The sequence below is a fragment of the Lacrimispora sphenoides genome, from assembly GCF_900105215.1.
GTDB classification, from domain to species: Bacteria; Bacillota; Clostridia; order Lachnospirales; family Lachnospiraceae; genus Lacrimispora; species Lacrimispora sphenoides_A.
The window spans coordinates 1,033,200-1,055,884 of sequence record NZ_FOIP01000001.1; the positions used below are offsets into that span (position 1 = coordinate 1,033,200).

The 22,685-nt window shown below is 42.4% G+C and carries 19 protein-coding genes; 2 read left to right on the forward strand and 17 right to left on the reverse strand.

The window, feature by feature from the left end:
• Window positions 1–159: 159 nt before the first annotated feature.
• From BMW45_RS04630 to BMW45_RS04650, 5 genes are all read right to left on the reverse strand, one after another.
• Complete coding sequence (locus BMW45_RS04630; RefSeq protein ID WP_092240919.1) at window positions 160–1,599, reverse strand: glycoside hydrolase family 1 protein; 1,440 nt, start codon at window positions 1,597–1,599, stop codon at window positions 160–162.
• A 21-nt stretch (window positions 1,600–1,620) separates the two neighbouring features.
• On the reverse strand, window positions 1,621–3,492 hold the full coding sequence (locus tag BMW45_RS04635; protein WP_092240921.1) for a beta-glucoside-specific PTS transporter subunit IIABC: 1,872 nt from the start codon (window positions 3,490–3,492) through the stop codon (window positions 1,621–1,623).
• Between the two features lie 211 nt (window positions 3,493–3,703).
• Entirely contained in the window at window positions 3,704–4,543 is an 840-nt protein-coding gene (gene licT, locus BMW45_RS04640) for a BglG family transcription antiterminator LicT (protein ID WP_092240923.1), read from the reverse strand.
• A gap of 323 nt (window positions 4,544–4,866) precedes the next feature.
• Complete coding sequence (locus BMW45_RS04645) at window positions 4,867–6,273, reverse strand: tyrosine phenol-lyase (protein WP_092240925.1); 1,407 nt, start codon at window positions 6,271–6,273, stop codon at window positions 4,867–4,869.
• Window positions 6,273–7,811: an alanine/glycine:cation symporter family protein gene (locus BMW45_RS04650; protein WP_092240927.1), complete on the reverse strand. Its 1,539-nt coding sequence runs from the start codon at window positions 7,809–7,811 to the stop codon at window positions 6,273–6,275. Before BMW45_RS04650 ends, BMW45_RS04645 begins: the two co-directional genes overlap by 1 nt.
• Before the next feature lie 270 nt (window positions 7,812–8,081).
• Here BMW45_RS04650 and BMW45_RS04655 point away from each other — a divergent pair, with 270 nt between their 5' ends.
• Window positions 8,082–8,729: a GntR family transcriptional regulator gene (locus BMW45_RS04655; RefSeq protein WP_242882904.1), complete on the forward strand. Its 648-nt coding sequence runs from the start codon at window positions 8,082–8,084 to the stop codon at window positions 8,727–8,729.
• Between the two features lie 164 nt (window positions 8,730–8,893).
• Here BMW45_RS04655 and BMW45_RS04660 read toward each other — a convergent pair whose 3' ends face one another.
• On the reverse strand, window positions 8,894–9,817 hold the full coding sequence (locus tag BMW45_RS04660; protein ID WP_092240931.1) for a BadF/BadG/BcrA/BcrD ATPase family protein: 924 nt from the start codon (window positions 9,815–9,817) through the stop codon (window positions 8,894–8,896).
• Window positions 9,818–9,828: 11 nt separating this feature from the next.
• Entirely contained in the window at window positions 9,829–10,899 is a 1,071-nt protein-coding gene (locus tag BMW45_RS04665; RefSeq protein ID WP_025230997.1) for an SIS domain-containing protein, read from the reverse strand.
• A 95-nt stretch (window positions 10,900–10,994) separates the two neighbouring features.
• Between BMW45_RS04665 and BMW45_RS04670 the strand changes: the two genes are divergently transcribed.
• Complete coding sequence (locus BMW45_RS04670) at window positions 10,995–12,146, forward strand: ROK family transcriptional regulator (RefSeq protein WP_025230996.1); 1,152 nt, start codon at window positions 10,995–10,997, stop codon at window positions 12,144–12,146.
• Between the two features lie 3 nt (window positions 12,147–12,149).
• Here BMW45_RS04670 and BMW45_RS04675 read toward each other — a convergent pair whose 3' ends face one another.
• The 10 genes from BMW45_RS04675 to BMW45_RS04720 all read right to left on the reverse strand — a co-directional run bounded on the left by BMW45_RS04675 (window position 12,150) and on the right by BMW45_RS04720 (window position 22,631).
• On the reverse strand, window positions 12,150–13,907 hold the full coding sequence (locus tag BMW45_RS04675) for a glycoside hydrolase family 9 protein (protein ID WP_092240933.1): 1,758 nt from the start codon (window positions 13,905–13,907) through the stop codon (window positions 12,150–12,152).
• 20 nt (window positions 13,908–13,927) lie between these two features.
• Window positions 13,928–14,776 carry a carbohydrate ABC transporter permease gene (locus tag BMW45_RS04680; RefSeq protein WP_092240935.1) on the reverse strand — a complete coding sequence of 283 codons (849 nt, stop codon included), beginning with the start codon at window positions 14,774–14,776 and terminating at the stop codon, window positions 13,928–13,930.
• Window positions 14,769–15,638 carry a carbohydrate ABC transporter permease gene (locus BMW45_RS04685; protein WP_092240937.1) on the reverse strand — a complete coding sequence of 290 codons (870 nt, stop codon included), beginning with the start codon at window positions 15,636–15,638 and terminating at the stop codon, window positions 14,769–14,771. The genes BMW45_RS04680 and BMW45_RS04685 overlap by 8 nt, the downstream gene beginning before the upstream one ends.
• Window positions 15,639–15,715: 77 nt before the next feature.
• On the reverse strand, window positions 15,716–17,029 hold the full coding sequence (locus BMW45_RS04690) for an ABC transporter substrate-binding protein (protein WP_092240939.1): 1,314 nt from the start codon (window positions 17,027–17,029) through the stop codon (window positions 15,716–15,718).
• Between the two features lie 50 nt (window positions 17,030–17,079).
• Entirely contained in the window at window positions 17,080–18,246 is a 1,167-nt protein-coding gene (locus tag BMW45_RS04695; protein ID WP_092240944.1) for an MFS transporter, read from the reverse strand.
• A 413-nt stretch (window positions 18,247–18,659) separates the two neighbouring features.
• The gene (locus BMW45_RS04700) at window positions 18,660–18,920 is read right to left on the reverse strand and encodes a GlsB/YeaQ/YmgE family stress response membrane protein (RefSeq protein ID WP_025230990.1); all 261 of its coding nucleotides are present in this window, start codon (window positions 18,918–18,920) and stop codon (window positions 18,660–18,662) included.
• Window positions 18,921–19,202: 282 nt separating this feature from the next.
• Window positions 19,203–19,955 (reverse strand): hypothetical protein, encoded by a 753-nt coding sequence (locus BMW45_RS04705; RefSeq protein WP_092240946.1) that lies wholly within the window; start codon window positions 19,953–19,955, stop codon window positions 19,203–19,205.
• Window positions 19,956–20,020: 65 nt separating this feature from the next.
• On the reverse strand, window positions 20,021–20,575 hold the full coding sequence (locus tag BMW45_RS04710) for a hypothetical protein (protein WP_092240948.1): 555 nt from the start codon (window positions 20,573–20,575) through the stop codon (window positions 20,021–20,023).
• Entirely contained in the window at window positions 20,559–21,893 is a 1,335-nt protein-coding gene (locus tag BMW45_RS04715) for a sensor histidine kinase (protein ID WP_166433276.1), read from the reverse strand. Before BMW45_RS04715 ends, BMW45_RS04710 begins: the two co-directional genes overlap by 17 nt.
• Before the next feature lie 84 nt (window positions 21,894–21,977).
• The gene (locus tag BMW45_RS04720) at window positions 21,978–22,631 is read right to left on the reverse strand and encodes a response regulator transcription factor (RefSeq protein ID WP_092240952.1); all 654 of its coding nucleotides are present in this window, start codon (window positions 22,629–22,631) and stop codon (window positions 21,978–21,980) included.
• Between the last annotated feature and the right edge of the window lie 54 nt (window positions 22,632–22,685).

Here is a 22,685-nt window from a genome sequence, read left to right on the forward strand (position 1 = left end):
AATAATTTCAGTCCCTGCATTTTCAATCGTAAAAAAATATACTAAAATCATAGTACCACAAAAAGAGGACATCTTAAAGTTCCTGATTCATACAGAAACTTAAAATGTCCTCTTCCTTATTTAACCTCTTCTTACAGCAAGGAAAACATCCCTGTTCTTTTAATCCAGTTCTTCCCCGTTGGTTGCAATTACCTTTTTATACCATTCAAAGGATTTCTTTTTCCTCCTGGATAAATCTCCGGTTCCATCATCATATTTTTCTACGTAGATGAAACCGTAGCGCTTTGCCATTTCTCCGGTGGAAGCGCTGACCAGATCAATGCAGCCCCAAGGGGTATACCCCATCAGTTCCACACCATCCTCCACGGCTTCCTTCATCTGCTCAATGTGTTTCCTTAAGTAATCGATGCGGTAATCGTCCCTGATGCATCCGTCCTCTTCCTTCTTATCATAAGCACCCAGGCCGTTTTCCACCACCATCAGAGGAATGCGGTAACGTCCATAAAGCTCATTCAGCGTATAACGAAGTCCCTTAGGATCAATCTGCCAGCCCCAGTCGCTGGATTCCAGATAAGGATTTTTCGCTCCTCCCATTAAGTTGCCGGAAGTGCTTGCCTGTTCCGGCGTAGCGGTAGCACAGTTGGACATATAATAGCTGAAGGTATAATAATCCACACACCCCTCTTTTATGGTTTCCAAGTCTCCCGGCTCCATCTGTATGGAAATCCCGTTTTCCCTGAAATAACGGTTCATAAAGCTGGGATATTCTCCCCTAACCTGCACATCGCCGCAGAACTGGTTTAAAATCTGATTCCGTCTCTGGGCTTCTAAAATATCATTAGGATTGCAGGTCAAAGGATAGGTCGTAATATAACAGAGCATACAGCCGATCTTACAGTCCGGATCAATCTCATGTCCGGCCTTAACCGCCTGGGCGCTGGCCACAAACTGATGATGAAGGCCCTGGAAGCGGAGCTTGGGAATATCCGTCTGGTTTGTAAAATCCGTTGTTCCCTCATTTAAAATGCCTAAAGAAAGGAAACCGCCCATGGGCATTGTCCCTGCATTGATCTCATTAAAGGTCAGCCAGTATTTCACCTTTCCCTTATAGCGTTTGAACAACGTTTCCGCATATTTAACATACAGTCCGATGCACTCTCTGGAAGCCCATCCATTGTACTTTTCCGTAAGGGCAAAGGGCATCTCGTAATGGGAGATGGTGATCAGCGGTTCCATTCCATGGTTTAAGCACTCTTCGATTACCCTGTCATAGAATTCCAGACCAGCCTCATTCGGCTCCTCTTCCATGCCCGTAGGGAAAATTCTGGTCCAGGCAATGGAAAAACGGAATACCTTAAAACCCATCTCCGCAAACAGGGCAATATCTTCTTTATAATGATGGTAAAAATCAATGGCTTCATGGCTTGGGTAAAATGTATCCGGCTCTATGGTCCTGGTGATCCGTTTGGATCTTGCATGGGAACCTCCCGTACATACATCAGGATCTGCGATTCCCTTGCCCGCCTCATTCCATGCGCCCTCACACTGGTTAGCAGCCACCGCGCCTCCCCATAAAAAATCTTCAGCAAATACAGACATTTGGCACCTCTTTCAAAATGATTAAACAATTGTTAACAGCTTCTCTCCAACCTCGATCTGCTTTTTACTTCCTGCCCTTAAGCTTACAAAGTTGTTCATATTAGATACAAGCACAGGAGTGGTAAGCGATAAGCCTGCTTCCTTAATTTTCTCCATATCAAATTCCAGCAGCAGGCTTCCCTTTATGACCCGGTCCCCTTGCCTGCAGTGAAGGGTAAAACCTTCTCCTCCAAGACGCACCGTATCAAGCCCTACATGGATCAAAACCTCAGCTCCTGTATCCGTAGTGATGCCGACCGCATGCTTAGTGTCAGTCACAGCACTGATGGTTCCGTCTGCAGGAGCATATACCTTTCCCTCATCCGGGATTATGGCTACCCCTTCTCCTAACACTCCGCCTGCAAATACCGGATCCTCTACCTCTGTTAAAGAAATTACCCTTCCTGTAAGAGGGCTTGCAAGTTCAATGGTCTCTACCAGCCGCTTTTTCTCTTCAGAAGGAGCACCCCCGGAAGTTTCCGGCCCCCCTGTCTTCTCCTCCGGCTTATATAGAATGAGAGTCATGACAAAGGATACGGTCAGAGAGATAACAAGGGCAATCACACCATTTATCAAATTGCCGAATCCCTCACCGCCGATCATGGTAATTAAGGTCAAGGTAGAGGGAGAACCGCCCATGGAATAGGCTACCAAATGGGTAATTCCGGCATAAAGACCTGATGCTGCTGCACCGATTACCGCTGCTATCATGGGTGTTTTGTATTTTAATGTCACACCATACATAGCAGGTTCTGTAACGCCTGCGACAATTGCTGAGATTCCACAGGCAGATGCGGTAGACTTTACATTTTCATCCTTGGAGCGGACTGCAACAGCCAGGGATGCACCTCCCTGAGCCAGGTTGGAGCAGAACATGGTAATAAGTACAATTGCATCAAATCCAAAGGTCGCCATACTAATGGCGAACATAGGAATCAATGCATAATGCATACCAGTCATAACGATAAACGGCATGGCAGCAGAGATCAGCATGATGGTGAGCCAGCCTGCTTTGCTATATAAGAAATTGATACCGTCTGCCAGATAATTTCCGAGAATGCTTCCAAGGGGCCCAACAACAACTAATGCAATGGGCACGGTAATAAATAAGACGATCAACGGTTTCAAAAATACCTTTAAAAGGTTGGGGCAAACCTTATCAGCAAACCGTTCAATATATCCCATAATCGGAACAATAAGGAAGATAGGAAGAACGGAGGAGCTATATACGGCAGCCGTAACAGGCAATCCAAAATATGTGGTATTTCCCTGGCCAAGCAGACCCGTAATATCAGGATGGATCAAAAGAGCCGCTACTACCATAGCCAGATATATGTTGGAGCCAAGACGCTTTGCTGTGGTCATGGCCAGCAAAATGGGCAGGAAGTAGAAGAAAGCATCTCCTACTGCAGATAAAATCACATACGTACTTCCGGACGTATCCACTAACCCAAAGGTGGTCAGAAGTGTCAGCACTACTTTGATCATACCGCAGCCAAGCATGGCGGGAAGCAGAGGGGTCATGCAGCCGGCTACAAAACTGCACATACGTGAGAACAAATTCTCCTTAGGACCTTCATCCTTATTCCCGGTGCTCTCTTCAAATTGTCCAAGCTTTATAAATTCCTTATATACATTTGATACCTCGTTGCCGATAACTACCTGGAACTGTCCGGCCTGGCGGACCACCCGGATCACACCCGGTACCTTTTCAATTTCAGAATCTTTAGGAACTGTACTGTCTTTCAGTACGAACCGCAGGCGTGTCATACAATGGGACAGCCCGCTCACATTATTTTCTCCGCCAACCTTTTCGAGTAATGTCTGTGCGGTCTTTGCATAATCATATGCCATATTAACTCCCCCTTATTAAGGTTTACTCATTGTTATCTATCTGAAAAGGCGTCTGCCGGCTATCATATAACGCCTTATCATTCAATTTTATAAATAAAAAGGACCCTGCCGAAAAGCAGCCTGCAAATAATATAACCATTGCAGCCTACTCTCCATGCAGGGTCCTGCCCGGACCACATTTCCTGTCCGGTAACAATCCCAGCCCTCTGTTTTAAATCAGTTCTCTGGTAACTTTTTCTATGTGAATCATCAGATACATCATTTCTTCCCGGTCTATTTCGTAGTAATACCGGTCGTGTATATAATCTGCTATTTTAATGATACAGTTATAGGCTCTGCGGTACTTATCCTTTAGCAGCTGATACCACTCTTCATTGGTTGCCTCATACTGCTTATTCTGCAGCATGCGCTGGGCAAAAAAACGGATGTGGGTCACAAAACGCCTGTAATCCCAGGACTCTGTATCCAGCCTAATCTGAAAGGACGCCTCCACAATATCCACAATGTCCTTAATAACTTCCGTAATTATCCCCAAATCATCGGTTTCCTGACGGTTTAACTGTCCATAAACAAAATGAAACGCCAGGAACATGGCTTCATCCTCTTCCATGGAAATATTAAGCCTTCTCCGAATTAAGTCGACCGCATACTGACCCACTTGAAATTCATTGGGATAAAACCGTTTTCCCTCCCAAAGCATGGCATTTCGTAGAATGGTTCCGTTTTTATAACGGTCTACCGCACCGGCGATATGGTCACACACCGGAAGGATGATCCGGGAATCCAGCTGCATTCCAAACTCGCTTTTGGCGTAATCAACAGTCTGTTCACTGATATCCCAGTATTCCTGGGGAAGCTTTGCGAAATACTCTTCAAAGTGACGGGCATCCCGCTTATCATTCTGTACAAATACCCGCTCCACCAGCTTCCGGTCCACCTCATCGCCCTTTTTCTTTCCAAAGCCAATGGATTTACCCTTCAGTATGATTTCTTTCCCCTCGGTATTATAAGCTGATACCATGTTATTGTTCAAAACTTTTTCAATTTTCATAAGCCCTTCCAGTAATAAAAAAAGACAAGCTACGAGGACCATCACATCACTAGTATATGTGATAACAACCCTGTAGACCTTGCCTGCCTTACCAGTCACAAACTACACATCTATTTTCTAAACGCAGTATATCACGGATCTTTGTAGATGTCTATTTGCAAATTTGTTTAATAAATAAATATTTTTTGTGCAATGTGCACAATTTTCATCTCCCCAGCACTTCAAAGATGCAGCTCCATATAAGAGAAAATGCTGTTTCCAGCCCTGACAAGACTGAAAACAGCATTTTCTCTTATTTCACAGCTAAGCTATCTTTTTAAGTTTCAGAATCCCTTAATTAACTCTCCATTCTTAGGCTCGAAGCGTCCGGTAAAGAAGCGCAGTACTTCTGGCTCATAGACCCATTTCAGACCGCTGATGTCATGTCTTATCTGATACAGCTGGATTATTGCGTCAGCTACATAATCCAGGTGAGCATATGTATAAACTCTTCTCGGTATGGTCAGACGGATGGTCTCCAGCTTCGGCACATGGTTCTCTCCTGTCTTGTTATCTCTGCCTGCGGAGATAATGCCGCGCTCCATGGTCCTAACACCGGAGAACTCGTAAACAGCTGCTGCCAGAGCCTGTGCCGGGAAGTCCGTTTTCTGATCCAGATGATCCAGGAATGAACGGGCATCTACAAAGATTGCATGGCCGCCGCTCGGCTTAACCATAGGAACTCCTGCAGCGTCCAGCTTCTCACCAAGGTAACGGATCTGGTTGACACGGTGACTGATGTAGTTGAATTCCATTGACTCTTTAAGACCAATTGCCATAGCCTCCATATCTCTTCCTGCCATTCCACCGTAGGTAGGCATACCCTCATACTGTACCACCATTCCAGTTGCACGGATGTATAAATCTTTGTCATTCATGCACAGGAATCCGCCGATATTGGTCAGGCAGTCTTTCTTTCCGGACATGGTGCAGCCATCGCCGTAGGAGAACAATTCGTGAACAATCTCCTTGATGGTCTTGTCTTCATAACCTTTTTCTCTTGTCTTGATGAAATATGCGTTCTCCACGCATCTGGTAGCATCAAACATTACCTTAATGCCATACTTATGGGCCATTTCGGATACAGCCTTTATGTTAGCCATGGAAACGGGCTGGCCGCCTGCCAGGTTTACAGTAACTGCAAGGCAGATATAGGGGATCCTGTCTGCGCCGACTTCGTCAATAAGAGCCTGGAACTTATTTAAGTCTACATTGCCCTTGAAGTCCAGGATTGCGTTTGGATCATGGGCTTCATCAATAACCACGTCACGGAAGGTGGCCCCATTGTGTTCCTGATGGAAACGGGTTGTGGTGAAATACATGTTGCCTGGCACATAGTCTCCTGGCTTAATGGTAAGAGAAGACAGAATGTTCTCTGCGCCCCGCCCCTGATGAGTTGGAACTACATATTGGAATCCAAAGAGTTCGCGTACAGTCTCTTCCAGATGATAAAAGTTCCTGGAGCCGCCATAGGCTTCGTCACCTAACATCAGCCCTGCCCACTGTCTGTCGCTCATTGCATTGGTTCCAGAATCTGTCAAAAGGTCAATAAAACATTCCTCTGATTTTAACAGGAACGTATTATATCCTGCGGTCTTGATGGCTTCTTTTCTTTCTTCTTTGTTTAAGTTTCCCATAGGTTCTACCATCTTAATTTTGAAAGGCTCCGGTGCAAATTTCATCATATCCATTATAATTCCTCCTGCAAAATAATTTTATTTTTTTTCTTAATTGAAAAATTCTCTTCATAATCCTTAAGCGATGCAATGGCCTGGCCTGACAACGGAATGATTGCCAGCATATTGAAAATGGTCATAAGCCCTACTCCAAGGTCTCCTAAATCCCACACAAAACTATATGCAGCGATTCCGCCGATAAACAGCATCACCAGTGCAAAAATCGTGTATCCAGTCTGAGCCGCCCATGTATCCTTGAAAATATAGGCGACATTACTGCGTGCATAGTACAGAATGCCAATAAATGTGGAAAAGCTGAACAAGAACAAGATAACAGCGATAAAAATAACTCCGAATCTACCCAAGTGATAGTTCATGGCTCCCTGCAAAAGATCCATTCCCTCTAATCCACTGATCGCCTCATCCGGTGCCAGAAGCATCAGGAATGCGGAACAGCTGCAAATTACCAGGGTATCGATAAAAACGCCAAGAGACTGAATCAGCCCCTGCGTTACCGGGTGATCCACCTCGGCAGCCGCTGCTGCACAGGGGGCGGATCCGCTTCCGGCTTCATTTGAAAAAAGACCGCGCTTCACTCCATTCATGACAACAGCTCCCAAGCCTCCGCCTACCATAGGCTTAAGTCCAAATGCCTGGGAAAAGATGCTGCCAAACACAGCCGGAAGATGAACAATGTTCTTGGCAATGATGAAAAGCGTAATTGCAATATAGGCGCATGCCATAATCGGCACAACTTTATCAAGTACCTTCACGATTGCATTCTTACGGAGCACGATGCATGCGGAAACTGCAACCAGAACCACAGTCGTAGTCATCTGGGGAATACCAAATGCATTTTTAAAGGCAGTGGAAACTGAGTTTCCGATTACCTGGCTGATACCAGCCCAGCAAAGCAGACCCGAGAGTGCAAATGCAATTCCGAGAAATGTACACTTGCAGCCCTTTATGTAATAGGTGTTGCCGTCCATTGCCACATACTCTGCTTCCTTCTGCACATCCTTTACAAAGATATCTTCACGCTTCACCTTTGTAATAAACCGGATCCTGTTCATGAAGTAGGCAGGCCCACCTCTGTATCCTCCATAAAGAGGATCCTTTTCTTTGTAAATCTGCGCCAGTGTTGATTCTATGAATGAGGTAGACGAGCCTATGATAGCAGTTACCCACATCCAGAATACCGCACCTGCGCCACCAAAGGATATTGCCGCTACCACGCCTGCCAGATTCCCCATACCCACGCGGGTGGCCGTAGCAATAATCAGTGCCTGAAAACCAGAAATGGAATTCTGATCCTCTCCTGTCTTTTTCCTCAAAGTCGCCCGAATCATTTCAGGAAAAAGCCTAAACGGCAGGAATCTCGTTTTAACGGTAAAATAAAGTCCTGCGGGAATCAGCAGGATTACCAGCAATGATATGCCGAACTTAGTTTCACCATTTGAAAATTCCAGAATAAACATGTCGCCCCACAACAGTTTATTGAGTGCCATTACAATCTTTACGATGGTAAGCACCAGCCATTCAAATAGTTGCATTTCCTATCCCCCTTCACAATATTTAGTTTTTTACATTCTACCTTCAAGTTCGTTTATGATGCATGATGTATGATGCATCATGTGTGTTAGTTATATTATACAACCAAAAGGCGTTTTGTCAATATTTTTTTATAAGTTTTTTTGATATTTTTAATTCCTACGGTTTAGGGAAATATATAGTCATATCAGATCAACAATTGTCCTTTTATTGCTTTTAAGAGAGACTTATAGTAAAATGTTATTTACAATTAGATAATCAGGAAGGAGAAGATGATGAAGAGTACACTTGTGAAAACGACCTTAAGCGAACAAATATACGACATCCTAAAAAATGAAATCATGAGCGGAACCATTCCTCTGGGAAGCAAAATAACAAACAGAGAACTGCAGGAACGCTTTCAGGTTTCCTCCACACCGGTGAGAGATACCATCAACAAGCTTTATCAGGACGGCCTCGTAAAAGAGGTTACAAAAACAGGTGCCCAGGTAATCAGCTTTGACTATGGATATGCGGCAGAAATCAATGAATTCATTGCGGCTATCTCCTGTGTAGCTCTCAATATGACCGTTGCCAAGGATGCCGACAGGGAAGTGACAAAACATTTGAAAAAATATTTAAATAAGCAGGCAATCGCTGCGGATGACGATGCCTACTTTGATGCTGACTTCCATTTTCATAAGTCGTTCTTTGACTTCTGCGGCAATCAGTTTCTGAAAGAGACCTACAAGAGATACAATCTAATCCGATTCCTTCTAATAAAGTTTGCTATCCGCACAGCTGAGGACCGGTCCTGTTCCACCGAGCAGCACAGGGATATTGTCAATGCCTATAGCTCCGGCCAATTTGACCTTGCCTCACAGCTTCTTGAGCAGCACTATATTCACGGCCTTTCACTGATAAAAGGATACAATCCATAAGAAACCGCTTCCATCGATACCGGACCACATCCGTTGGATGAACCAAAAAAGAAGCTGCGCACTAATTACTTAGTGTGGCAGCCCCCTCTTTTTCTGCTGGATATTCTATTTATTAACATGCTTTTTTATCTCCTGAATTATAGAACAGGGAAGATGCATAGAACTTAACGTTTCGCTAACTCCAAAGCCGTATCCAGTGCTGATAATTCAGGAATTTTAATGATCATCTTTGGAAATTCACGATCAATGATCTGAGATAATTCATCCCTTAAAATCTTATTTTTTAACAGCACACTTCCCCAATTCCATAATTCTACGGGCTTTTCTCCCTTATACTTATGAAGCCCCGCTTTATTATAAACATCTCTGACAAGAGTAAACAGTTCATCCCTGCACTCCCTGATGATCTTTAATCCCGCTTCCTCTCCCATAGTACAGGCCTTTTCTGCAAGAATTGAATAAGAGGCAATTTCCGCCTTCTCCATCAGCTTGTCATTAACAAAAACATTAATCTCATCTAATGTTGTTAAGCCGCTTTTTTCCGCGAATAACTTATACAGAATCGGACAGTCCTGTCTTCCGTCAATATGGCTGGCAGCTTCCTTTATTACTTTCATTCCCATATGAAAGCCGCTTCCCTCGTCACTTAGCACATGGCCCCAGCCGCCGCAGCGCGTAATCTCTCCGGACTCCCCTCTGGCAAATGCTATGGAACCGGTGCCGCTTATCAGTACAATTGCCGGTCCTGAGGACATATGAAGAAAAATCTCACAATCATTATGGACTGCTATGCTTTCCCGGTTAAAACCCATTTCTGTAAAAGATCTCAGGCATTCCTCTTCCTGCCTTTTGGAATCAATTCCGCTGGCAGCAATACAAATCCGTATACAATCTTCTGCTTTTAAGTGATTTTCTTTCAGCACCGGCAGAATAAACTTACGGTACTTTTCATTGCATAGCTCAAACCCATCTGTATTCATGGTACCTCCCGTACCATAAAACTCTCCTATGACATTGCCCTCAGCAGATTCAATCTTCATTCGTGCGACAGATCCGCCTATGTCTAAACCAGCATAGTATTTCATCATACCCTCCTAAATTATGCCTTTGTGTTCATTACCCGGTAAAAATCATGAAATTTGGGGGTATCACATTCAATGCATTTACGTTCTGATCCATAAACACTCATGATCTGAAAAGCGAGCAAAGCCTGGAACATGGAAAAGTACGGTTCTTGACTTCCTGACAGATTCAAAACATGACTTCCGCTCTCCCAATCCAGAGAGGTTATGACAAAATTAATGCAGCCCTTTTCCCTGGAATATCTCTCTAAAACTGCCATACGTTCTGAATTATGAGTTCCTGCAGGTAAAAACAGATTGCAAAGTCCAGGCTCAATGGTGTTATTAATTCCATGTAAATACTCCTCAAATTCATAAGCCGAAGCAGGTACGTACAAGGTTTCCAGGATTTTCAAAGCCCCTTCCAGAACCGTATAGTATCCGGCCTCCTCTGATATCAGGGTAAAATGCTGCATGGACGCAAGCAGATCTTCATTTCTTCTACAGAAGTCCATGGAGGCCTCTATATTGGAAGGCGCTGCCTTTATGGATTTATTTAATTCATAAAGGAAATGAGTAAACTGCTCTTCCTCCACCCGATTCCAGCGCTGCCCCAGTACCAATCCCATAAAGGTTAACGTTAAAACCGTTCCAGTCATTCCTTTTGTTTTAGGCCCCACAGTTTCTTCCCCGCATGCTATAAGCTGATGCAGGTTTCCTTGTAAAGCGACAGGTGACTTAAGGTCTGATGTTACAGTTATAACTGTAAATCCTTTTTCTCTCCATTCTTTTACTGCCGATATGGTAGAAGTACTTTTTCCTGACTGGGATACCGCTAGGACCAGGGTATCTTCAGGCTTCAAAACCTTTATAAAACCACTTAAGCGGGTAGGTACTGCTGCAGTTGTTTCTATCCCAAGAATCTTCTCCATAAAGTCTGCTGCTGCCATTGCTGCAATGTAAGAGCTGCCTGAACCAATGATCAGAATCCGTTTTACAGGGTTTAATTCACATTCCTTCAGTTCCCGGAAAATATCCTCTCTTTCCTCTGCCATTCTTGCCCATATTGCGGGTTGTTCCTTAATGTATTCCATCATTTTCTGTGCCATGTGTTCCTCCTTATAGAAAGCTGAAAATTGTTTGACTGACTGTAGTTCTAATGCTATGATTCTAGTATAATGATACCGCAGAAGGGAGCTTTGCCTTGAACCAATACATGCCAAGATATCTTAAAACCAAAAACCGAATGATGATTTTTGACTTATTCCGAAACCAGCATCTTATGAGCCGGGCGGAATTGGTCCGTATCACAGGCATCAGCTTCCCCACTGTTTCAAAAATTGTAGATAAACTGCTGGAGCTTGGCATTGTCATTGAGTTAGAAGAGACAGAGCAAAGCTCCGGAGCTGGGCGGAAAGGCCATCTCCTTAAGTTTAACCCAAGAGCCTGTTATGCCATTGGCATTGAATTTGAAGGCCAGGTCGTTCATCTGGGTCTGGTTGATATGCTGGGCACCTGCCAGTACTGCAGATCCATTTATCTTCCCGCTCAGAATCATACTCTGAAATTATCTAAGCTGACAAAAGAAATCAATACCTTAATGACCCTGGCTGACAATGACCACATTCCGGTTCTGGGTATTGGAATCGGTTTTCCCGCTATGATTAACCCGGAAACAAACAGCATCATTCATATGTCAGGTATGAATATTGAACATGAAGTTCCATTTGTAGATGCATTTTCGGAATTTGCCTCAACTTTGACAGTTCCGTTTTTCCTTGACAATGATGTAAAGTTTGCCTGTCAGGGAGAGGCCTTCTTACGCCGTAAGAACCCGGAATACCAGGATCTCATATATTTCACCCTGGGTACAGGCTGTGGTGTCAGCTATATGATGAATGGGGAACTGTGGTACGGTGCCACTCATAAATCAGGAGAGATCGGAAACATGATGATCAGCTCCTGTCAGATACCGGGAACAGAGGTGCCTGAACCAACCCCATTTGAGCAGCTTATTAATTTAAATGCCATATATAAGCATTTTCAGATCAGCCTGCAGCAAAATCCCGGCCTGCCGGAGTCCATACGGGAAGATATCATTAATTATCTCTGTCCCTATTTAAGCTTTACTCTGTCCAACATATCCTATCTTTTGGATATCCAGCATTGTGTACTGACAGGAATTGTACCTCTTGCTTTAGGAGAAGGCTTGCTTCAGAAAATACAGGATACGCTCCGTACCACCCTGACACAAAACACCCTCTTAATTGAGCCTTCCATCAGCCGTGACGCAGGCATCATCGGCGCCGCCGTCACAGTGTTTAACAAACGCCTGGAAGCACTGTTTAAGGATTAATTCCTATCTCCGTTTAAAGGCTTGTGCAAGAATAAACCATGATACATGAGGAATCCATTGTTCCGCCCAGCGCCAGTTATCACTCACTGTGCCGCCTGGTTCCCGGATAAATGCGATTCCTTCTTCATTGCTCTCATCGCTTGTGATTCCATTGCAGATACCCCCCGGGCAATTCAAAAAATCATACCGGTCTTTGAAGAAATACTGGATATTATTTTTGCCGTAGCCATCCATCATACAGGAATCAAAGGGATTTAAGCCCATGATCCAGTTAATCTGATTATCTGCAAAATACTCCAGCTGATCCTTTAATTCCTCATCACCTGTAACCCTTATAAGGACTCTGGCCGCTGCCGATAAGGAAGCGATCCTGGCATTTTCTCCCTGCCACCATGGCTCTACTGTTGTATGGTGCGGGAAAAAGAACTGGGTTTTTTTCACCCCATCACTATCCTCAAAAAGAAATCTCGGATAGCCGAAGGGATTTGAAACAGAATATGTAATAGTAAGAATGTGCTTCATTATCATTTCTGATGTTCTCACCGCTTTTACAGACTTTTCCCTGTTTTTTTCTATAGAAGCATATTCAAGCAGTGCAATGACAGGAAGCCCTTCATCGGCTGCATGATAATAAGGGAGGCTGCCATAAGAGGTAGGATAAGCTGCCGTTTCCCCCTCCATAACAAGACGTGCATAAATACGCTCCGCCATATCTCCTGCCTGTGCCAGATACTCATACTCTTTGCTGGCCTTATAAAGCTCTGTTAATGCCAGTAGAGCACAGTATTCATCAATCAGATTCCATACCCCATCATTGGTGTACTTTTCATTATTTGCTGACAAATGATGCCATGCATCCTTTGCTGCCAGAAGATACTCATCCCTTGTGTAATCAGCTCCCGGATAAAACTGTCTGGAGGCTGCTGCCAATGCTGCAATTGCAGTTCCTCCTCCTGACCTTAGACTGGTTTCATAATTTGCATCCTCAACGGTCTCAGCATCGGCAGTTGATGCCTTTTCACTGAACTGGGAGCTGGAACCATGGTATTCAAATCCAACTTTTCTATTTCCCCTTACATGATCCAGGGCATTTCCCCTGTTAATCGAACGGTAAAAGCTTCCCGAGGGTGCACGCATCCGCATAAGAAAATCAGCTCCATAAGTTCCTTCATCCAGCATCCTTCGTTTTATCATGGTATATTCCTCATTACAGGAGGCCTCCAGCTCTTCCGCTGCTTTAAAAAATGCATAAGCACTGAAAGAAGACTGCTGAGGATTATGCACGGTTCCATGTGATAAATGAGATAAATGGATTCCATAATCTCCAGTGGCATCAAACCAGCCTCCATGAGCATCAACCTGCCCCTGCCGCTCTCCTGCAAAGCCCAGTTTCCGGTCCTCAAAGAGCCATTCTCCACTGGATCTTTGGGCTTTAAAATAGTAGCCTGCTGCATTTAACAGCCTCATGGTAATTAAGGATTCCCTGATTTCAAATACATCACTTTTCACAGTTCCGTCTTTTGTTTCAAGATGTAACTGAAACTTCCCGGAACCCTTCCATTCTGAAAAGTCAAGGGTCCAGTAATAGCCGGTTTCCCACTGTGCCACAGTTCCCCATTCTTTTACCTCACCTTCAAGGACAACCGGTCCATCCGCTTTAAAAAGCCTGAATCCTCCAGGGCAATCCTCTTTCTTCCCCTGATAAACCGCCATTTTCTTACCAGATGCATCATAACCCAAATGATTGACAAGTAATTCCATAAAACACCCTCCTTACATCTCTAACCTTTTACAGCCCCTGCTGTAAGACCTTTGATAACCTGTTCCTGGGATATAACATATAAAACAAGCAGCGGCACAATTGTAACAATAATCGCTGCCATCATGCTGCCGTAATCTGTTCCAAACATATTGCTTACCATTGATAAGATCACACAGACTGGCTGTTTCGACCTTTGGGAAAGATATACCATGGAAGTCAGCAGATCATTATAAGACCAGATAAATACCATGATTCCCACAGTTGCAAACATGGGTCTGGATAATGGCATGGTAATATGGGTTAATACATAAAACGGTGAGGCGCCATCTATGATCGCTGCCTCATCCAGTTCATCCGGCAGAGAGCGCATAAATCCGGTCAGTAAGGTAATAGAAAAACACAGATTCCCTGCAATCTGGGGAATAACTGCTGCTGCATGGGTTCCCCGGACAGGCAGCTTACTGATCGTAACAAAGTTTGGAATCATGGTTGCAAAGGACGGAACCAGAAGACAGGCAATTAATACTGCATCTGCATACTTCGTCCATTTAAACCGGAATCTTCCCAGTGAAAATGCTGCGAGTCCTGCGATTAACACAACACCGATTACAACAGAGCCTGATATAATGAAGCTGTTAATAAAGGCCCTGGACATGCTTAGATCCGGGTAGCTCATAATGGTTTTATAATTGTCAAACTGTATGGCCGCAGGAAGTGCTACTCCGTTTTTTACAATCTCCTCTGAAGTTTTTAAGGAATTAATAAACACCCATAAAAGCGGAATGATAGTTGTTAAAGCCCAGAATATTAAAATTATGTATTTTAGTATCCTGGCCGCCAGCTCTTTTCCTTTCCCTGCCTCATGCATCCTCCTCACCTCCCTGCAGCATCTTTCTAAGCACACTGGTTACTGCAACTCCAAGAACGATCATTACTATGGCTATGGAACTGGCATATCCCCCATTGCCCCTTGCAAATGCCTTCTGATACATATAAGTGCTTAAAAGCTGACTGGAATCCAAAGGACCGCCATTGGTAACCATAAAAATAATATCAAATACTTTAAAGCATCCGGAGACTACAAGAACAATCGAAGACGTAAGAACACTGCGCAGCATTGGCACAGTGATATAAACAGCTTTCTGCACCGGCCTGATCCCATCCAGCATGGCTGATTCGTAAATATCAGAGGATATGTTTGATATGCCTGTTAGAAAAATCACAAAATAAAATCCAACATACTGCCACACAACAGGGATCAGGGCAAGGTAAATGGAAGTCTTTTCATTGATCCATACCTGCTTTTCCCCACCAAACAGGGGAATGAAATAGTTGAGAAGTCCATATTCATACTTATATATCAGGGTAAACATAAGACCAATTGCAGTCGCTGATATTACAATCGGGAAAAAATAGATTGTTCGGAAAAACTTAAAACAATGCCTGACTCCATCTACCAGAATCGCCAGAATCAGGGCAAAGCCGATCTGAAATAAGAGAACCCCTGCCATCAGAATCGCTGTATTGCGAAGAGCTGTTCTGACAACCGGATCTTTAATTAAATCTTTATAATTTTCCAGGCCAATAAACGTCTGTACCGCAGAGAAATTATACCAGGCTGTAAAACTGTAATAAATCGTCTTTCCCAACGGGTAAATCATGAAGCACAACAGAAGAACTACCGCCGGAAGCAAAAACAGTATGGCGGTCTGTTGTCTTTTCGCCTTCATCGAACCTCCCCCTTTCTATCCTTTTAAAAGGAGTGGCAGAATCTATAAAACTTCTGCCACTTTTTCCTCCCTCTCTTTTATTTGCTGGTAGCCTCCAAAATCTTGCGTGCCTCAGCCAATAGTTCCAGGCTGGTCCTCTTTCCTTCTACCAGATACGGTGCTCCGTCATCTGCTATGGCCATCCATGCCTCCCGGCTTACCTGGGAATCAATAGCCGTATCCGTATAAGACGCCTTATTCAACATCTCAACCGCGCTCTTCTTTAAAAGAGAAGCACCTTCCGGCACAGGACATTCAATTGCTGAACTTCCGCCTACCGCAATAAATCTCTGGACAATCTCCGGTGATGTAAGATATTTTAAGAGTTTCAGTGTTTCATCACTGCGCTCTGCTGCCTTTTTACTAAAGAACCAGCCAGAACCAAAGCCTGCAATTACGCAGTCTTCTCCTCCTTTGCCTCCGGGAAATGCAGGCATTGCAATAAGACGCATATTTTCATTGTCCTCCAAAGCGCTGACACACCAGGAACCATTGATCATCATGGCTGCTTTTCCTTCTTTAAACATCAGACGGATATCATCCTCTGAAATCGTCATGGTATCCTTAGGAAAGGCCCCCATCTGGTACCATTCTGCAATGCTGTCAAGTGCCGGTGCCCAGCTGTCATCAAAGTAATTCTTATGTCCTTCTCCGCCCGACTGAGCCAAAATCGAAAGCTCCAGCAGATAAGAGGGCTTTGCCATGGAAGAGGCAAATGCAGGAATATCATTTTCAGCAAAAACTTTAATGGCTTTCATGATATTATCATAAGACACAGGCTCCTCCAGGCCGTACTTCTCAAATAATTCTTTATTGTAAAACAAGCCTTCATAATATCCCAGATAAGGAAGACTATACTGCACTCCATCATATTTCTGACTGTCAAGAGCTGACTGTTTAAAGTTTCCGGACCACTTCTCGTCGTCTTTCATATAAGTTCCATAATCAACAAACAGTCCGGAGTCCACCAATGGCTTTCCATCTGCACCCGTATAAAATATGGATAAATCAGCCGGTGTTCCAGCCGCTATATCTGCCTGCATCTTCGTACGGAATACGTCATTTACTCCTGCTGTTGGAGCTGATTCGTCTACGATCTCAACATTGGGGTTTTCCGCCATATACTCAGCAATGACTTCAGACCAGACAGGCGCCCATTGGTCAGAGCCTGTAAAAAAGGTAAATACCCTGATTTTTTCTTTTCCTCCTGATGCGGCCTTACCCGCATCAGCAGCCTCTGTTCCTGTTTTCGTCCCCCCGGTCTGTGGTGCTGACTGACTGCAGCCTGCAAGAGATAATGACAACATGGCTGATCCTGCAAGTACCGCTAACACTTTTTTCATTTTTTTCATGTTCCCTCTCCTTTTCATTCCTTTATTACTCTTAAAAGCAGCAACAACTGCTAAAAAGACAACTCCCTGCCTTTTCCTCTGCTCCATACCCCAAAGAACAGTGTGGCAATTCCTATGGTTATGGCTGAGCAGGCCATCATGGAACCACCTCCCCATAATTCAAAAGCAACCCCTCCAATATACCCGAATACCAGCTTACTGAATACAGTGCTCATCGTTGCGTTTAACACCTGGCTGCTGGCCCTTAGATCCGCCGGTACCCTTTTGTTTATGTAATTCAACAAGCAATAACTGATTCCTGTAAAACTAAATCCATGAAGCAGGTTTGTGAGAATAATCAGCATAGGCGCGGTTAAAAAATAGAGAAGGGTCCAACGGATGCAGGTAAGAACTCCGGACAAAATAAGCACCCCGGACATCCCTATTTTTTTCACAAGCCTGTGCATAACCATGAGACAGGGGACCTCGACAACGGAGCAAGCGAACATCATCCAACCAACCAGCTTGCTGTTTCCCCCAATCTGCACAAAATGAATGGGGTAAAAATTGTAGAAAAAACTGGTTCCCAGCCCATACATTAAATTAAAACCAATTAGTACAACCAGAGTCTTATCGGATAATACCTTCCATATAGAAGACTTATCTTTCCGTTCCTTAAAGCCCTTTACAGGCGGAATGGATAAGGAGAAGATCAGGCATAAGGCCATGGCTGCTGCCACAATCCAAAATATAGAGGAATACTCATCCTTTAGAAAATACCCGGCTAAAACAACGGTTACAGCATAACCGATGGTCCCTCCTAGCCGGATTCTTCCATAATCCCATTTGCTGCCGGCCAGGGACTCCAGGGTGAAATTATCATTTAAAGGAATAATGGGAACAAAAAAGGCACTAAAAGCAGCCACAAGGAATAACACAGGCCAATAACTTTTCGTAAGGTAAAACCCCAGCGCTGAAATAATGGAAGCAATGTAGAGAAAAGCAACCACTCCATTCTTTCTCTCTGCCCTGTCACTGATACTTCCCCAAAAGGTCTGTGCTATCAGCAGCACGATTGTGGATATGGATATCATGCTGCCAATCTGAGTTGTAGAAAAACCAATCTGAGCCAGATATAAGTTTAAATATGTATTATAGATTGCCTGCCCTGAAAAAAATATAAGATACACACAGAACAGTCCCTTGGGAAAGCTCATGCTTTTCTTTTCCTCTTCCATTACGCAACTCCATTCCAATTATTAAACTTTGTTTATTAATTATGTGTTGACAACAGTATATCATAGGCAAAATGGAAATTCAAGTTGAGGATTATAGTGATTTTTTATGATCTTTCTTATATTTTCATGTATATAGTGCACAATAACATATGTATCTCATAGCCTTTTTTCATTCTGTTCACCAAGGAATTTTCATCTAATCTCATGCCTTTTATTATTTTCATCCCTATTTTTAAAGTTTATTAAGTATTTAAAACATTATCGAATTCTTAAAAGAACATACAAAATGGGGTATATCAAATAGTCTGTACTGTGTAATACAGTCTATTTGACATACCCCTTTTGCTTATGCAAGCGTATCCAGATCGCTTCAGGATATTTTTTTTATGGCTTGAACAGCCATGTAAATTATTTTACTCAGTCTTCTGTCTTCTCACTGCATTTACAATCCATAATAAAATAACGGAACCAACGATAGAGACAATCAAGCTCCAGACATTAAATCCGGTAATGCCGGTTCCTCCCAGGAGGCCCATCAAAAAACCGCCGATTAAACCGCCGATGATCCCTACCACGATATTGGCGCCAGCGCCCATACTTTTATTATTACCAGTGAACATACTGGCAATCCAACCGGCAAGAGCACCAATAATAATCCAACTTATAATTCCCATCGTTTATTACCTCTCTTTAAAAGAATTATTTATAATGAAATTCATCATTATTTGTGTAAAAACCTGATAGTCAATAAAATCAAAATAAAACAAATCATCTTGAATTATTATAAAACTAAAAAAGCATCCTCGTAAGACATACGGGATACCAAGTATAAGTTTTTGTCCTCACCAGGTATTTATAGTTAGTTTGTACCATAATTGTATTTTTTATACATAGCGTAAGAAAAGGTACTGTTTCCAGTACCTTTTGGATTATTAGAGACAACATGATCTCATTATTTACTCTTCGCTAAGATTTATTCCCATGATTCCTGCCTGCACTTCATTAATCCTGTCATTGGCAATTATTGCTTTCCCCTTTACTCCCTCCAGACTATTTATAATCTCTCCATCCGGTACATTAGAGTAAGCACCGTTCTTATACTTTAGTACAGAATACTGAGACTTGTTTTCGTTATAATACGGAACTATTAACTCATGATATCCATTGTCTAACTTATCACTGACAATGATTGGTTCATTGATTAATGTAAATTCCTGAACAACATGCAGCTTTCCACCATTTTCAGATAACAGCAATGCACTGCTTCCACCGGAGCCGCTGGTATAAGGACCTGTTACCATAACAAATATTTCATCCTTACCATCATCATTTAAATCAATATAGTTATAAAAATAATTTGTCGTTTCAAAATATTCCTCCGGTACCTCCATGTCTTCAATTATCAGATCTCTTAGCTCTTTCAAAGGTTTTGACTCCGCTTTCATGCCTGTTATTCCTTCCGGTAACTTTAACATTGGCACTTCATCGGTCCTGCTGTTATTGGCAGCCGATGTTTCTTTTGAGCCAGCAGTTTCAGAATATGTAGTTTCTGACTGGGCCGTCTCTTTCTGGGTTACTTCCTCTGTTATTTTTGCAGATCCAGTATCCGTTTGCGTGTTTAATGCTCTGTTTCCGCAAGCACTTATGGACAGTGTTACTGTAATTGCAAGGCTTCCTAATAGCAGCATCCCGTATTTTTTGTTTTTCATCTGAATATCCTCCATTTGTTTTTAGGTTATACTGTATTCTCTCAAATAAATGTAACAAACTTGTATTATGCCTGCGGGTTTTTTAAATATTTTTCCCACTGCATGTCCAAAATATCATCTTTTCCCCCCACTGGCTGAATTAATAATATCTTTCCGCTTTCCTCTTCCAAAGTGACTTGATATTTGATATCCTTTATTGTCAGATAGCCTTTCCATATAAGCAATGATCTCGACGGTGTCTCTGAGTCAATTAACAGGTAAGGAGTTATATCAATCTCTCTTAATATGGGACCATATATCGTAATCTCCAAAACAGGAATCTTGCCCAGTTCCCGAAAGCATTGCCTGCGCGCCTCATATAGACTAAACCTGTCTCCTGTTTTAAGTTCAATAAGCTTTAGATTTGCATTACCGTCAGTTAGCAGCTTCATTTTTTCCTCTAGTGTTAACGTATTATTCTCTATTTTATCCATCTGAAAAACATTCATATCCATTTCTTTTGTCTCACTTAACAGCTTCCGGTCCTGATACTGAAAATAAAGATATGGAAAGATCAAGATTGCCAAACATAAGACAGTTATCTTGGTCAGATATAATACATAATTAAATGTCCTTTTCATCGATACTTCCTTTCCATACCAACGTCACTGTAGTGCCTTTGCCCACTTCACTCTCAAACAGTATTTCCCCTTTATGAATATTCATAATATTAGAACAAATTGCTAATCCCAGGCCTGCTCCCCCATCTGCTCTGGAACGGGATTTATCCACCCGGTAAAAGGCTTCCTGAATTTTAGAAATCTCCTCTTTTGGCATACCCATCCCGTTATCTGTTATTGAGATCCATACATTACCGCTCTTACAGCCTGTTTCAATCGTAATCTCGCCATTTACGCCAGCCGCTTTTCCACCATTATCTAATATATTTAATAAAACATTTTTCATAAGCTCCATATCTACTCTGATCGGAAAATTGATAGAAGATTTTTTCACGGCAATTTTCTTTTTATCAAAAACGGGTTTCATTGCTTCCAGGGCATCTTCCAATAAATTCTGAACGGTACTCACGGTATAATTAGGTGTTGCATTCTTTTCTATTAGTAACTGCATCATCTTGTTAGAAAGTGCTTCCAGTCTTTTTCCTTCCGAAATAATATAGTCCACGGCATATAGGAAATCCTGCTCCTCCAGTTTGCTTCTCTTTATTAAATCTGCATATCCTATCATGGCAGTAAGAGGCGTTCTGATTTCATGCGCCAAACTGCCTGCCAGTTCTTCCTGCTTTTTAGCAGTTTCCTTCAGCAACTTTATTTTTTCTTCTAATTGTTCCGCCATACCATTAAAATCGGCTGCCAAAATACCAACTTCATCTTTCTCCTTATATTCCACTCTTTCCGTATAGTCTCCTGACCTGATCTTTTTCACCGCATAAATCAATTTATGAATTGGTTTCGTTAACTTTATAACATTGACAGCGTTTAACAATGCGCTTATGGCCCCCACAGCAATTATGGTTATTATAAATATTCTTTGCTGCTCCTCTTTCTCTAAAAATATCTGTGTAAGATCTTTATGAACCTCAATTATAATAGGTCGTCTAAGCAACTCTGTCAGAACTGACATTTGTAAAAAATAACCCTTAGCATTTTTTTCTACTCGATATACAATCCTGTAAAGAGATAAATCACTACTCTTTTTATCTAAAAACCCTGTATCATCGTTCTGAAACAATACCTTTCCATTTTCATCGCTTATTCTATAAGATTCACCCTTCCAATTGTTTTTCAAAATATCAATTGCTTCCTCAATACTTTTTGTTGGTTCCTTATACAATGTACTGCTATCATTCGCTAGCAGCGTTACCAGATCCCGATGTATGCTTTCGATATTTTCTTTTTCCCTCTCAACCTCCAGCAGATATGCTTTATGGAATGTCATTGACAGCAGTACAACGCCCTCTAATGTCAATGCAAATAGAACGACCAGAAATGTATTTGAAAAAATCTTCCAGGAAAGTTTCATTTAATCCTCCAAACGGTATCCAATTTTAAATACAGATACCAATTGATCATATAGATCTAATTTTTTACGCAGTCTTTGTATATGCATATCAACCGTTCTGCTATCTCCAGTATACTCCCCTTCCCATACTCTCTCATAAATCTGCTCTCTAAATAATGCCAAATTCTTATTTTTAATGAATAGCACCAGTAATTTAAACTCTTTCTCTGCTAATGTAATCTCCTGTTCGTCTTTTGTCACCTTATGAGATGATACATTCACAGAAATATTTCTGTAAGACAAAATTTCATCTGTTTTATAATACCGCCTGAGCACGTTTTCAATCCTGGCCTGCAATTCCTCTATCTGAAAGGGCTTTGTCAAGTAATCATCAGCACCCAACTTGAAGCCCTTTACTTTGTCCTGCACACTTCCTTTTGCAGTCAAAAATATTACCGGAATCTCCATAGGACGGATAAATTCCATTAATTCAAATCCATTAGCCTTTGGCAGCATGATATCCAGAAGAATCAGGGAATACCTTTTTTCCAAAACCTTATTTGCTGCCGCTTCCCCGTCATAGACCTGTTCACATTCATATCCCATCGTTCTCAAGCTTAGCTTAATAAAATCAGATATAGGTTTTTCATCTTCGACAATTAAAATATTATGCATTTTATTTCCTTTCTATCCAGCTTCCCTTTTATCATTAAAAAGCCAGGTCCAGAA

What these genes read in the sequence shown, in the direction of transcription:
- licT (WP_092240923.1), bottom strand. Translation starts at nt 4,543, where the DNA reads ATGAAAATTGAAAAAGTTTTGAACAATAACATGGTATCAGCTTATAAT.
- BMW45_RS04690 (WP_092240939.1), bottom strand. Translation starts at nt 17,029, where the DNA reads ATGAAAAAAATGAAAAAAGTGTTAGCGGTACTTGCAGGATCAGCCATG.
- BMW45_RS04650 (WP_092240927.1), bottom strand. Translation starts at nt 7,811, where the DNA reads ATGCAACTATTTGAATGGCTGGTGCTTACCATCGTAAAGATTGTAATG.
- BMW45_RS04655 (WP_242882904.1), top strand. Translation starts at nt 8,082, where the DNA reads ATGATGAAGAGTACACTTGTGAAAACGACCTTAAGCGAACAAATATAC.
- BMW45_RS04715 (WP_166433276.1), bottom strand. Translation starts at nt 21,893, where the DNA reads ATGACATTCCATAAAGCATATCTGCTGGAGGTTGAGAGGGAAAAAGAA.
- BMW45_RS04705 (WP_092240946.1), bottom strand. Translation starts at nt 19,955, where the DNA reads ATGAAAAACAAAAAATACGGGATGCTGCTATTAGGAAGCCTTGCAATT.
- BMW45_RS04635 (WP_092240921.1), bottom strand. Translation starts at nt 3,492, where the DNA reads ATGGCATATGATTATGCAAAGACCGCACAGACATTACTCGAAAAGGTT.
- BMW45_RS04675 (WP_092240933.1), bottom strand. Translation starts at nt 13,907, where the DNA reads ATGGAATTACTTGTCAATCATTTGGGTTATGATGCATCTGGTAAGAAA.
- BMW45_RS04700 (WP_025230990.1), bottom strand. Translation starts at nt 18,920, where the DNA reads ATGGGAATTATAAGTTGGATTATTATTGGTGCTCTTGCCGGTTGGATT.
- BMW45_RS04660 (WP_092240931.1), bottom strand. Translation starts at nt 9,817, where the DNA reads ATGATGAAATACTATGCTGGTTTAGACATAGGCGGATCTGTCGCACGA.
- BMW45_RS04665 (WP_025230997.1), bottom strand. Translation starts at nt 10,899, where the DNA reads ATGGCACAGAAAATGATGGAATACATTAAGGAACAACCCGCAATATGG.
- BMW45_RS04720 (WP_092240952.1), bottom strand. Translation starts at nt 22,631, where the DNA reads ATGCATAATATTTTAATTGTCGAAGATGAAAAACCTATATCTGATTTT.
- BMW45_RS04695 (WP_092240944.1), bottom strand. Translation starts at nt 18,246, where the DNA reads ATGGAAGAGGAAAAGAAAAGCATGAGCTTTCCCAAGGGACTGTTCTGT.
- BMW45_RS04710 (WP_092240948.1), bottom strand. Translation starts at nt 20,575, where the DNA reads ATGAAAAGGACATTTAATTATGTATTATATCTGACCAAGATAACTGTC.
- BMW45_RS04645 (WP_092240925.1), bottom strand. Translation starts at nt 6,273, where the DNA reads ATGGATATGATGAAATTTGCACCGGAGCCTTTCAAAATTAAGATGGTA.
- BMW45_RS04680 (WP_092240935.1), bottom strand. Translation starts at nt 14,776, where the DNA reads ATGCATGAGGCAGGGAAAGGAAAAGAGCTGGCGGCCAGGATACTAAAA.
- BMW45_RS04630 (WP_092240919.1), bottom strand. Translation starts at nt 1,599, where the DNA reads ATGTCTGTATTTGCTGAAGATTTTTTATGGGGAGGCGCGGTGGCTGCT.
- BMW45_RS04685 (WP_092240937.1), bottom strand. Translation starts at nt 15,638, where the DNA reads ATGAAGGCGAAAAGACAACAGACCGCCATACTGTTTTTGCTTCCGGCG.